At 59.3% G+C, this 12,491-nt stretch carries 12 protein-coding genes; 4 read left to right on the forward strand and 8 right to left on the reverse strand.

From position 1 onward, the window contains the following. Together ACA054_RS01555 and gpmI are read right to left on the reverse strand one after the other, a co-directional pair. Entirely contained in the window at positions 1-1,296 is a 1,296-nt protein-coding gene (locus ACA054_RS01555; protein WP_497687890.1) for a murein hydrolase activator EnvC family protein, read from the reverse strand. Between the two features lie 226 nt (positions 1,297-1,522). Beyond that, a complete protein-coding gene (gene gpmI / locus ACA054_RS01560; protein WP_497687891.1) occupies positions 1,523-3,052 on the reverse strand; it encodes a 2,3-bisphosphoglycerate-independent phosphoglycerate mutase in 1,530 nt (509 codons plus the stop codon). A gap of 153 nt (positions 3,053-3,205) precedes the next feature. On the opposite strand from gpmI, the gene ACA054_RS01565 reads away from it, so the two are divergent. The 3 genes from ACA054_RS01565 to secB are packed head-to-tail and all read left to right on the forward strand — an operon-like array spanning position 3,206 to position 4,410. After that, positions 3,206-3,619 (forward strand): rhodanese-like domain-containing protein, encoded by a 414-nt coding sequence (locus ACA054_RS01565; protein WP_497687892.1) that lies wholly within the window; start codon positions 3,206-3,208, stop codon positions 3,617-3,619. Between the two features lies 1 nt (position 3,620). Beyond that, on the forward strand, positions 3,621-3,875 hold the full coding sequence (gene grxC, locus ACA054_RS01570; RefSeq protein ID WP_008058538.1) for a glutaredoxin 3: 255 nt from the start codon (positions 3,621-3,623) through the stop codon (positions 3,873-3,875). A gap of 43 nt (positions 3,876-3,918) precedes the next feature. After that, positions 3,919-4,410 (forward strand): protein-export chaperone SecB, encoded by a 492-nt coding sequence (gene secB / locus ACA054_RS01575; RefSeq protein ID WP_497687893.1) that lies wholly within the window; start codon positions 3,919-3,921, stop codon positions 4,408-4,410. 416 nt (positions 4,411-4,826) lie between these two features. Here secB and ACA054_RS01580 read toward each other — a convergent pair whose 3' ends face one another. Further along, a complete protein-coding gene (locus tag ACA054_RS01580) occupies positions 4,827-5,885 on the reverse strand; it encodes an IS110 family RNA-guided transposase (RefSeq protein WP_497690228.1) in 1,059 nt (352 codons plus the stop codon). Positions 5,886-6,026: 141 nt separating this feature from the next. Then, entirely contained in the window at positions 6,027-6,482 is a 456-nt protein-coding gene (gene trmL, locus ACA054_RS01585) for a tRNA (uridine(34)/cytosine(34)/5-carboxymethylaminomethyluridine(34)-2'-O)-methyltransferase TrmL (protein ID WP_497687894.1), read from the reverse strand. Between trmL and ACA054_RS01590 the strand changes: the two genes are divergently transcribed. Further along, a complete protein-coding gene (locus ACA054_RS01590) occupies positions 6,481-6,921 on the forward strand; it encodes a hypothetical protein (RefSeq protein WP_497687895.1) in 441 nt (146 codons plus the stop codon). The genes trmL and ACA054_RS01590 overlap by 2 nt on opposite strands. Before the next feature lie 553 nt (positions 6,922-7,474). Here the strand turns inward: ACA054_RS01590 and ntrC are convergent. The 4 genes from ntrC to glnA all read right to left on the reverse strand — a co-directional run bounded on the left by ntrC (position 7,475) and on the right by glnA (position 12,340). Next, the gene (gene ntrC, locus ACA054_RS01595; RefSeq protein WP_274075158.1) at positions 7,475-8,911 is read right to left on the reverse strand and encodes a nitrogen regulation protein NR(I); all 1,437 of its coding nucleotides are present in this window, start codon (positions 8,909-8,911) and stop codon (positions 7,475-7,477) included. After that, on the reverse strand, positions 8,908-9,993 hold the full coding sequence (gene glnL, locus ACA054_RS01600) for a nitrogen regulation protein NR(II) (protein WP_020797424.1): 1,086 nt from the start codon (positions 9,991-9,993) through the stop codon (positions 8,908-8,910). Before glnL ends, ntrC begins: the two co-directional genes overlap by 4 nt. 289 nt (positions 9,994-10,282) lie before the next feature. Beyond that, entirely contained in the window at positions 10,283-10,792 is a 510-nt protein-coding gene (locus ACA054_RS01605) for a DUF4124 domain-containing protein (protein WP_497687896.1), read from the reverse strand. Between the two features lie 141 nt (positions 10,793-10,933). Beyond that, a complete protein-coding gene (gene glnA / locus ACA054_RS01610) occupies positions 10,934-12,340 on the reverse strand; it encodes a type I glutamate--ammonia ligase (protein ID WP_060542571.1) in 1,407 nt (468 codons plus the stop codon). Between the last annotated feature and the right edge of the window lie 151 nt (positions 12,341-12,491).

Genomic DNA, 12,491 nt, shown 5'->3' on the forward strand with positions numbered 1-12,491 from the left:
CTATCCTTGCGCGCGGCACCATTGCGCCGGATCACTCGGGTGACCCTGCTGACGAATAGCAAAGTACAGCGCTGGTGTGTCCTGCCCGCCACTGTTACCGACAGTGGAGATGGATTCACCGGCTTTTACCACGTCACCCGCAGACTTGAGCAGTGTCTGGTTGTGACCATAAAGACTCAAAAAACCGTTGCCGTGGTCGAGAATCACCAGCAACCCGGCGCCGCGCAACCAGTCGGCGAACACCACGCGACCGCCATGCACCGCATGCACGGTGCTGCCGGCAGATGCACCGATCATCACGCCGTCCCACTTGGTCCGGACGTCGTCGCCACGGCTTTCACCGAAGCGCGCCAACAGTCGACCATCAACAGGCCAGGGAAGTTTGCCGCGAGTTGACGCAAACGCGCCGCCAAAGGTTTCGCCTGAACTTGAAACCAGTGCGCCGGGTGTCGATTTAACCGGTTTGCGTGGGGCGTCGTCGTTGGCATCTGCCAGCGCCTGGGCCTCACGTAAACGCTTTTTTTCGGCTTCCTGCTGGGCGATCAGCGCTTTTTGTCGCGCTTCCTCTGCCTCACGAGCCTGGCGGGCCAGGGTTTCTTCAATGGTTTTAAGGACTTTAGACAGGTCTGCCTGATCCTGCTCACGGGCCGCCAGTTTCTGGTCGCGGGCCTTCACGTCATCGTTGAGCTTGGCGAGGACTTGCTGGCGTTCCTGCCGGACTTTGTCGAGTTCGCCACGCTGGGTTTCGAGGCTGCTTTGCTGCACCAGCAATTGCGCTTGCTGCAGGCCGATGTCTTTTTCGACATTAGCCAGCTGGCGCAGGGTTTCGTTGAAATTCTTTAGTTGCTCCAGGCGGGCCTGGCTCAGGTAATCGTAATAGGTGAGCGTGCGGGCGAACTTCTCGGGGTTCTGCTGGTTGAGCAGCAGTTTCAAGTATTCCTGACGGCCGTTCTGGTAAGCCGCGCGGGCCTGGATGGCGATCAGTCGCTGCTGTTCAGTGCGCGCGCTCTGGAGTTTTTTTTTCTCCGCATCGAGTCGCTGCAACTCGGTTTCGCTTTTCTTCAGCTCTTTTTGCAGGGCGTCGACCTGCTTCTCGAGCTTGCCCATCTCGGTCTCGGTGCCCTTGAGGTCTTTCTGCACGCCTGATTTTTCTTCCTGCAGCTTGCCCAGCAGTTTTTTCAGCTCGGCAATGTCCTGACGCGTGGCGTCCAACTGTTGCTGGGTTTGCGCGCGCTCATCGGCGAAGGCCGGTTGGAGCAGGCAAGTCAGGGCAAGGGCTATCAGGACGCGAAGCATAGAGGCGGGCGACACCAGGGAAAGGGACGTCCTAGTATGCCCGCCATGAGCGGCAAAAAAAATGCCCAATTGGGACTGTGTGATAACTGGACTCAAAAACACCACAAGGCCCTGTAGGAGCAAGCTTGCTCGCGATGGCGTCTTAACATTCAACAGTGATGTTGGCTGTTAGATTGTTATCGCGAGCAAGCTTGCTCCTACAGAGGTTGCGGTGTTTGAAGGTGAATTACACCAGAATCGAAGTCCCGGTCATTTCGGCCGGCTGTTCCAGGCCCAACAGCTTCAGCATGGTCGGTGCCACATCCGCCAGCACGCCGCCTTCGCGGACCTTCAGGTCCCGCTTGCCGACATAGATGAACGGCACCGGCTCGGTGGTGTGAGCAGTGTGCGCCTGGCCCGTGGTCTCGTCGGACATTTGCTCGACGTTGCCGTGGTCTGCGGTGATCAGGGCTTCGCCGCCGACGTTATCCAGCGCTTCGACGATGCGGCCGACACACTGGTCCAGGCACTCAACGGCTTTGACAGCCGCTTCAAACACGCCACTGTGGCCGACCATGTCGCCGTTGGCGTAGTTGACCACGATCACGTCGTAACGCTGGTTTTCGATGGCGTCGACGATGCGGTCGGTAACTTCCGGTGCGCTCATCTCCGGCTGCAAGTCGTAGGTGGCGACTTTCGGCGACGGGATCAGGATGCGCTCTTCACCCGGGAACGGCTCTTCACGACCGCCGGAGAAGAAGAAGGTCACGTGGGCGTATTTTTCGGTTTCGGCGATGCGCAGCTGGGTCTTGCCGTTTTTCGCCAGGTAGTCGCCCAGCACGTTTTCCAGGCTGCCGGCGGCGAAGGCCGAGGGTGCGGGAATGCTGGCGGCGTATTGGGTCAGCATGACGAAACCGGCCAGTTTTGGCTGACGGGTACGCTCGAATTCCTTGAAATCGTCCTCGACGAAGACACGGGTCAGTTCGCGGGCGCGGTCGGCGCGGAAGTTCATGAACACCACGGCGTCGCCGTCTTCGACTTTCACGGGCTCACCGATGGAGGTGGCCTTGACGAACTCGTCGCTCTCGCCACGCTCGTACGCGGCTTGCAGGCCTTCCTGGGCGGTGGCGGCGTTGAATTCGCCATGGCCGTCGACGATCAGGTTGTAGGCCTGGGAAACACGGTCCCAACGGTTGTCGCGATCCATGGCGAAATAACGACCGATGAGGCTGGCGATCCGGCCTTTGCCCAGGGCCTGGAAGGTAGCGTCCAGTAGTTCGATCGACGATTGCGCGCTTTTCGGCGGGGTATCGCGGCCGTCGAGGAAGGCGTGCAGGTAGATTTTTTCGGCGCCGCGCCTGGCAGCCAGTTCGGCCATGGCGACCAGGTGATCCTGGTGGCTGTGCACGCCGCCATCGGACAGCAGGCCCATGAAGTGCACGGCTTTACCGGCAGCGACTGCTTTGTCCACAGCGGCGCAGATGGTCGGGTTCTCGAAGAACTCGCCGTCGCGGATCGATTTGGTCACGCGGGTGAAGTCCTGATACACCACGCGGCCGGCACCGAGGTTCATGTGGCCTACCTCGGAGTTGCCCATCTGGCCATCAGGCAGGCCGACGTCCATGCCGCTGCCCGAAATCAGGCCGTTGGGCACGGTGGCCCACAAGCGGTCCAGTACGGGCTTCTTCGCAGCAAAGATGGCGTTGGATTCGGGGCTCTCACTGTGACCGAAGCCATCGAGAATAATCAGGACCAAAGGTTTAGGCGTGGTAGTCATGGAGTCCGCTCGTGGCTGAGTTAAAAGAGGGCGATGGAAAAGGGAGTGGCAGTTTAAAGCGAAGTTCCGGCCACGTCACCGCCGGACGGGGTTTGGCCCACCATAGTGGCTGTGTATACTGGCCGACATTTTAACGCCCTGGAACCTCCTTCGATGGTTGCTAACCTGATTCAATTTGCCACTAACCACTACATCCTCGTGGGTATCTTCGTCGTACTGCTGGCGTTGCTGATTGCCTATCAGATGCAGGGCGGCGGTCGTAGCCTGAGCACTGGCGAACTGACTGGCCTGGTCAACAAAGACGCCGGCGTGGTGATCGACATTCGTCCGATCAAGGATTTCGCCGCCGGTCACATCGTTGGCGCGTTGAACATTCCGCACGACAAATTGGCCGCACGCGTCGGCGAACTGGAAAAGCACAAGGCCAAGACCATCATCCTGGTCGATGCCATGGGCCAGACGGCCGGTACCCACGCTCGTGAACTGGTGAAGGCAGGCTTCACCGCCGCCAAGCTGTCCGGTGGTGTTTCCAGCTGGAAAGCCGACAATTTGCCGTTGGTGAAGTGATATGAGCAACGTCGTCGTCTATTCCAGCGATTACTGCCCTTATTGCTCCCGAGCCAAGTACCTGCTCGAGAACAAAGGCGTGGCCTTCGAAGAGATCAAGGTCGATGGCAAGCCGCAGGTGCGCGCTGCAATGGCTCAGAAGGCCGGACGTACGTCCGTGCCGCAGATCTGGATCGGCAGCACCCACGTTGGCGGTTGTGATGATTTGTTTGCCCTGGAGCGCGCCGGCAAGCTCGACGCGCTGCTCAAGGCCTGAATTCCATACCCTATAAAAAGCCCAAGATCAGAAAGGATCTGAGATGACTGACCAACAGAACACTGCAGCTAGCGAAGAAGAAACCGCACCGCAATTCTCCTTGCAGCGCATCTACGTACGTGACTTGTCCTTCGAAGCCCCGAAAAGCCCGGCGATCTTCCGCCAGCAGTGGGAGCCGAGTGTCGGTCTGGATCTCAATACCCGTCAAAAGGCTCTGGAAGGCGACTTCCATGAAGTCGTACTGACCCTGTCGGTCACCGTGAAGAACGGTGAGAGCGGAGAAGTAGCGTTCATTGCCGAAGTGCAGCAGGCCGGTATCTTCCTGATCAAGAACCTGGACGACGCTTCGATGAGTCACACCCTGGGTGCATTCTGCCCGAACATCCTGTTCCCGTACGCGCGCGAAGCGCTGGACAGCCTGGTGACCCGCGGCTCGTTCCCGGCCCTGATGCTGGCTCCGGTGAACTTCGACGCACTGTACGCACAAGAGCTGCAACGCATGCAGGCGGCGGGCGAGACACCGACCGTGCAATAAAAAAGCTTCGCTTGCTCCATGAAAAAAGCGCCTATTCAGAGGCGCTTTTTTCATGGAGCAAGCGAAACCTTCGAGTAGGAGCTGGCTTGCCAGCGAAGGGGCCATAACATTCAACCTTAGGCTGGCTGGCTGACAGACCGCTTTCGCTGGCAAGCCAGCTCCTATGTATGGACTCGCCCCCACTGTCTACCCGCTTTTGAAAAACTGTCGCCCCGTTGCATCTATGTATTAGGCCTATTCGTGGAAGCCGTCTTCGGCCTCTGGCCAAAATTGGAAGAGCTCGTGGTATGCCGATTACAGTCAGGCCTCGAAGGCCAGTAGGAGCTTAGGCATCAATCCACGCCGGTCTTACCTGGGGTCAATTTTTTTCAGCAAAGGGTCAGACAGTCAGTACCTCGGTGGCAGAACTCTGTCGCTCAGTGGCTCATCGTCGCTTGCTGACCATCACCAGCATGGCGACGATAAGACTGGTCATTCTGTAGAAGCACCCAGACGATTCGCAGGTTGCGGTTGGCTAGCCTGATCGCAGCCTCCTTACGGCCCAGTCGGCTCATCCACCGCAACAAGCGGCGGTCATCGGGTTGCTGGGAATCAGGTCGTAGTTGTTGCAGCACCGCATGGGCTCCCTGGATCATCAGGCTGCGTAAATAAACATCACCTCGCTTGGTCATGTCCCCCAGCCGGACCGTCTGCCCGCTACTGTGCTGGTCAGGTACCATGCCAAAGTACGCGGCAAACTTGCGGGCATTGGGAAATCGCTCAGGCTTGCTTTCCTTGGCCACCAGTGCCGTGGCAGTGACTGGGCCGATGCCGCGCACAGTCATCAGTCGCTTCGCCGTCATGTCGGCGTTGGCGGCCACTTCCAGGCGTCCCGTCAGCACGCTGATGCGCTCGCCCAAATGGCGCCACTCGGCCAACAGTTCGTGGATCAGTTCACGCAGCAGGCCCGGCACCGGCTGGGTGGCATCTTCCAGTACCCGCGGAATTTTCTGACTGATCGCAACATCGCCCTGCGCCAAGGCCACGCCGTGCTCGAGCAGCAGGCCGCGCATCTGATTGCTTACCGCTGTGCGTCGACGCACATAGCCCTGACGGGCGCGATGCAGCGCTTGCATTGCCAGCGCCGCAACGCTTTTGACCGGTACCGCGCAGATTTTTTCATCGCGACCCGCCCGCAGAATCGCCAGCGCATCGTTGCGATCATTTTTAGGCCCGCTGCGGTGTGTGGCCACCAAACCGGCTGGAAGAATCCGCGCCAGATTGCCTTTGTCTTGCAGCTGCCGGGCCCAGGCTTGAGCACCCGGACCGGTCTCCATCAAAATCACGACATGAGGCGGCAACTGCTGGAGAAACTCATAAAACGCCTCACGCGACTTGATCCGCTGCTCGTAGCGCACTTGGCCAAGGACATCTTCACCGGCGACCTGAAAGACCTGCTTGGCCAGATCGACCGCCAAAGTTGTGCAGGCCGACAAATCGGAAGAAGACAGGGATTGATCAATCGAACTATGATTTTTCATGGACTCGCCCTCGCTGTCGTTGGCTGTTTAGACTGCCATCGTGGCGCATTGACGCCTCGGCTGGGGCGAGTCCATCCAATTACAAGTATGGCGGTGTTATTTGAATCCGTTCTGCCGCCAGGCCTCGTACACCGCAACAGCCACGGTGTTGGACAGATTCAGGCTGCGGCAGCCTTCACGCATCGGCAGGCGCAGGCGTTGTTCGCCGGGCAGGGCGTCGAGCACCTCGGCTGGCAGGCCACGGCTTTCCGGGCCGAACAGGAACGCATCGCCCTCGGCGAAGCTGGCGTCGTGAAACGGCCGCGAGCCTTTGGTGGTGAAGGCGAACAACCGCGGATGACCGAGGCTTTCCAGGCAGCTGGCCAGGTCCGGGTGGCGTTGCAGGGTGGCATACTCGTGGTAGTCGAGGCCGGCCCGGCGCAGGCGCTTGTCGTCCATCTCGAAGCCCAGCGGTTCGATCAAATGCAGGTGGCAGCCACTGTTGGCGCACAGCCTGATAACGTTGCCGGTGTTCGGCGGAATTTCCGGTTGGAAAAGGATGACGTGAAACATGCACGGCTCCGAAGGTAAAGATGAGCGGCATTCTACGCCGCAAGCCGACTCTCGTTCGAAACTATTCCCGCGTGTGATGGCTTCACTGGCAATTGTCGGGGTGATGGTGGGGTTGATGATCGGCCGCCTGACCACCCCCGATCCCAGCGAATTGCAACAGATCGAAGTGACGAACGACGGGTTGGTGGTGTGGTTCAACAATGAGCCCAAGACCCACGGCGAGATCGTGGAAGGCAGTGTCGCGCTGTTGTTCGAAGCTGAAGGCAAGGCGCAAAAAGGCCAGCTCAAGCTCAACGGCAAGGACGTGAACTGGCGCGTACGCTTGAGTGACGGGGGATTGTTGCTGACGCTGGTGGCGGCGCGGCCCCTTCAGGGGGAGTGGGCCGGTAGCGAGGTCGATGACCGCTGGCGGCTGGAGATCCATCTCCGAGAGCAATAAAAGAGGGAATCCCCGGCCTGCCTGTACCAAGGTCCCCAAAACGGGAGGGTTCGCGCATGGCGTCTGAACCCGGTGTAAAGAGGGAATCCCCGGCCTGCCTGTACCAAGGACCCCAAAACTGGGGGGGGCTCGTCGCTTGTGCGGTGTGAGCCCGGTGTAAAGAGGGGAATCCCCGGCCTGCCTGTACCAAGGCCCCCGAAACTGGGTAGTGATCTGAATCACTGATGAGACTATTGCAGGGGGCGTGCCAGGTTTTAACAAGCTGAAACAGAAAGTCGCGTAAAAACGATGAAAGCCCCGGAAATCGGGGCTTTCGTGTTTTTTCGATAGGAGTTCGATTGCGAACGGAGGCGGGATTTCGGATTGTATATCGTGCGCGATTGCGGTTCACGGTGCATTCAGGCGGTGCACGGGAGCCCAAAAAGCTTCGCGAGCAGGCTCGCTCCCACAAGGTTCGGTAGCGTTCACTAAATCGTGAGAACACTACAAATCCACTGTGGGAGCGAGCCTGCTCGCGAATTGGGTGTGACGGTCAGTGAAGAATCGAGGCTGTTTAACCCTCATCCCCCTCATCATCATCCCCGCCATCAACCTTCATCCCCAGCTCCTTGATCTTGCGAGTCAGGGTATTGCGCCCCCAGCCCAGCAACACGGCGGCATCGCGGCGGCGGCCGGCGGTGTGTTTGAGGGCGGTTTCGATCATGATCCGCTCGAAGGTCGGCACGGCGCTGTCCAGCAGGCTGGACTGACCGCGAGCCAGTGCCTGGTCGGCCCATTGGCGCAACGCCTGTTCCCAGTTGGTCACCGGGGCCGAATCCTGCGGTAGGCTCAGCAACTCCGGTGGCAGGTCGCCGATATGCACTTCGCGACCCGAGGCCATCACTGTGATCCAGCGGCAGGTGTTCTCCAGTTGGCGCACGTTGCCCGGCCATGGCAGGTTTTTCAGGTATTCCTCGGTTTCGCTTTTCAGCAGCTTCGGCTCGACGGCCAGCTCCTGCGCGGCACGGCTGAGGAAGTGCTTGGCCAGGGTCGGGATATCTTCGCGACGGTCCGACAGGCGCGGTATGTGGATGCGGATCACGTTGAGACGGTGGAACAAGTCTTCACGGAATTTCCCGGCATGCACCAGAGTTTCCAGGTTCTGGTGCGTGGCGGCGATGATCCGCACATCGACTTTGACCGGGACGTGACCACCGACACGATAGAACTCGCCATCGGCCAGGACCCGCAGCAAACGGGTCTGGGTGTCGGCTGGCATGTCGCCGATTTCATCGAGGAACAACGTGCCCCCATCCGCCTGCTCGAATCGCCCGCGACGCAGGTTGGCGGCGCCGGTGAACGCGCCTTTTTCGTGGCCGAACAACTCGGATTCCATCAGGTCCTTGGGGATCGCTGCCATGTTCAGTGCAATGAACGGCGAAGCGGCCCGCGGGCTGTGGCGGTGCAAGGCGTGGGCCACCAGTTCTTTACCGGTGCCGGATTCGCCGTTGATCAGCACGGTGATGTTGGAGTGGCTCAAGCGCCCGATGGCGCGAAACACTTCCTGCATCGCTGGCGCTTCGCCGATGATTTCCGGGGTGCGGGTCAGTGCGACCGGGACTTCCAGGCCTTGTTGTTCCTGAGCGTGCTGGTTCGCGCGCTTGACCAGGGAGACCGCTTCGTCAACATCGAACGGCTTGGGCAGGTATTCAAAGGCGCCGCCCTGATAGGACGCGACAGCGCTGTCCAGATCGGAGTGCGCGGTCATTATGATCACTGGCAGCCGTGGGTGTTGCTCGCGAATCCGCGCCAGAAGGTCCAGGCCGCTGGCACCGGGCATGCGGATGTCGGAGATGATCACGTCCGGTTGCTGGCGCGCCAGGCGGCTCATCACGCCATCAGCGCTGTCGAAGCTTTGCGTGGTCATGCCTTCCTGCTGCAAGGCTTTTTCCAGGACCCAACGGATAGAACGGTCGTCATCGACGATCCACACGGTTTCACTACGGCTCATGTCGATGTGGCTCCTTGTTCCAGTGGCAGAAAGATCGAGAACGTGGTGTGGCCGGGGTGGCTGTCACATTCGATCAAGCCCTGGTGCTGGCTGATGATGTTCTGGGTAATGGCCAGGCCCAGCCCGGTACCGTCCGGACGGCCACTGACCATGGGGAAAAAGATGGTTTCCTGAAGATCCGCAGGAATGCCCGGACCGTTGTCGATGATTTCGATCTTGGTCACCAGGCGATGGCGCACGTGGCCAATGGTGAACTGGCGCATGGCGCGGGTGCGCAGGCTGATGCGGCCCAGGCGCAGCTCATTCTGGCTGCTGATGGCCTGCATCGCATTGCGCACGATATTCAGCACGGCCTGGATCATTTGTTCACGATCGATCAGGACGTCGGGAATGCTCGGGTCGTAGTCGCGCACCAAAGTGATGCACCCCTGGCTTTCGGCCTCGACCAGATGGCAGACGCGCTCCAGCACTTCGTGAATGTTGCACATGGCCAGCGATGGCAGCTTGTTCGAGCCGAGCATGCGATCGACCAGGTTGCGCAGGCGGTCGGCCTCTTCAATGATCACGTTGGTGTAGTCGCGCAGGCTTTCTTCCGGCAGCTCGCGGGCCAGCAACTGTGCCGCGCCGCGAATACCGCCCAGCGGATTCTTGATTTCATGGGCCAGACCCCGCACCAGCATCTTGCTGGTTTCCTGCTTCGACAGCTGGGCCTCTTCCTTGGTGATGCGCAGCAAGCGGTCGCGGGGATGGACTTCGAGCAGGAGCAGGGTGTCGCCATTGCTCAAGATCGGCGTTACCGCGTAATCAACCGTCAAGGTCTGGCCGGTGAGGGCGGTGAGCATGGCTTCGCGCTTGGTGAACGGATGCGCCTGCTGGACCGCCTGGCGCAATGAATTGAGCGCCTCGGTGGATTCGGTGAACAGCTCGCTGATGAACTGCCCGTGGCTGCGCTGGCCGCTGATGGCCAGGAGCATCTCCGCCGCGGGGTTCATGTACTCAAGGCGTAATTCGGCATTGAGCAGGATGGTGGCGGTGGTCAGGTTGTCGAGCAGCAAGCGGTGCAGTGCGTCACTGATGGTCATTCAGGACCTCTTTTGGAGCAGGGCGCGCGCATGAATAAAGCGCTGATGCGAGGAAAATGCAAAAACCAAACCAAGGCTCCGAAAAGAAGCGCTAAACCCCTGAAACGGGCGTTTGACGCTCGATTGCGTGGCGCTATGCCAGCTTTCGCGGGTAGTTTCGAACCAAAATGGGCTGCAATGTGCGCGTGGTGCAACCATTCGCACCAATATAGTGCGCAAGCCTGAATGAGGTTAAAAGAACTTCAGGAGCGAGTTTTCTGTTTCGGCGGGCTTGTTCGCTAGAAATCCTTCAGCGCTTGTGCACCCTCTGCACGGTGAAGGTAACGGTAGGGCTTTGCTGCACGATGGCTTCGCCACTGACTACTTGTACCGCGAGGCGGTGCAAGCCGCGGTCGATGTTCACCAGTTGCAGGATCGGTACGTTGCTAGGTTGGCCATAAGGCTGGTCATCCAGCAACAGTCGCAGTAGATGCTGGCCTTGCAGGCGTGGTTCGATCAGCACGTGGACGGTGAAGGTGCCGTTGTTGGCGCGCAGGGCTTCGGTGGTGGGCAGGCCCGTGAGCTCCAGTACGTTGTAGGCGATGCGGGGCTGATCTTGCGCAGGGGGTGGTGTGGGAAGTGCTTGCGTGGGTTGGGGCGCAACGCGGTTGAGTGGTGGCAGTTCGACCGGCTGCACGGTGACGCCATCAGGTGGTTGATTGCTATACGCCGTGTTGCCTTGGGCGTCGGTGTACTTATAGATCTGCGCTGTGGCGGGCAGTGCGATCAGCAGCAGGATGAAGAGAAAACCACGACCCATGAAATCGACCGGAAACGAAAGCGATGGGTTGAAGCATAGGTCAGAAGAGACGGTTGGCCCAGACCGTAAACATTCGGGCATAAAAAAGGCCTCCCGAAGGAGGCCTCTTTTTGTCACGCCGCTTGCGCAGGCGCTACCGGATCAGCAGCTGTAGTACAGCTCATATTCCAGTGGGTGTACGAAGGTACGTACCTTGATTTCTTCTTCGCTTTTCAGGGCGATGTAAGCGTCGATGAAGTCGTCGCTGAAAACGCCGCCTTTGGTCAGGAACGCACGACCTTTGTCCAGCTCTTCCAGGGCTTCTTTCAGGCTGCCGCAAACTTGTGGGATCTCTTTCGCCTCTTCAGGCGGCAGGTCGTACAGGTTTTTGTCAGCAGCGTCGCCAGGGTGGATCTTGTTCTGGATGCCGTCCAGGCCAGCCATCAGCAGTGCTGCGAAGCACAGGTACGGGTTGGCAGCCGGATCCGGGAAGCGTGCTTCGATACGGCGGGCTTTCGGGCTCGACACGTAAGGAATACGGATCGAAGCGGAGCGGTTGCGAGCCGAGTAGGCCAGCATCACTGGAGCTTCGAAACCTGGAACCAGACGCTTGTAGGAGTTGGTCGCCGGGTTGGTGAAGCCGTTCAGGGCCTTACCGTGCTTGATGATGCCGCCGATGAAGTACAGGGCGGTATCGGACAGGCCGGCATAGCCTTCACCTGCGAAGGTGTTCTTGCCATCTTTCCAGATGGACATGTGTACGTGCATACCCGAGCCGTTGTCACCGTACAGTGGCTTAGGCATGAAGGTAGCGGTACGACCGTAAGCGTCGGCAACGTTGTGCACGACGTACTTCAGGGTTTGGGTTTCGTCGGCTTTCTTCACCAGGGTGTTGAACTTGACGCCGATTTCGTTCTGGCCGGCAGTTGCCACTTCGTGGTGGTGAACTTCGACGGTCAGGCCCATTTCTTCCAGTGCGTTGCACATGGAGGTACGGATTTCGTGGTCATGGTCAAACGGTGGAACCGGGAAGTAGCCGCCTTTGACGCCTGGGCGGTGGCCCTTGTTGCCGCCTTCGATGTCCTGGTCGGACATCCACGAACCCTGTTCGGAGTAGATCTTGAACATGGAGCCGGAAATGTCGGACTTGAACTTCACCTGGTCGAAGATGAAGAACTCTGGCTCTGGACCGGCGAACACGGTGTCACCGATACCGGTGGATTTCAGGTGCTCTTCGGCACGCTTGGCGATCGCACGTGGGTCGCGGTCGTAGCCTTGCATGCTCGAAGGTTCAATGATGTCGCAGACCAGGATCAGGGTCGGCTCTTCGGTGAACGGATCCAGAACAGCGGTGGAATCGTCCGGCAGCAGGATCATGTCGGAGGCTTCGATGCCTTTCCAGCCAGCGATGGAGGAGCCGTCGAACATTTTGCCGACTTCAAAGAAGTCATCTTCCAGCGCATCGCGAGCTGGCATGGTCACGTGGTGCTGAGTGCCCTTGGTATCTGTGAAGCGCAGATCAATCCACTTGACGTCATGATCTTTGATGAGTTGAACCGACTTCGACATAGTGTCCTCCGGGTGGATTAGGGCTGGTAGTGGATGCCCTTTAATGTTTGTGATGCCGGCGCGAATACTCTGCCAAGGCAACCTGCCTCACAAGGGAGCAAATTGCATGCCAGTGCCCCACCATGGGTTTTTTGCCCCAAATTCACGCTTA

Source organism: Pseudomonas sp. LBUM1653 (assembly GCF_059716115.1).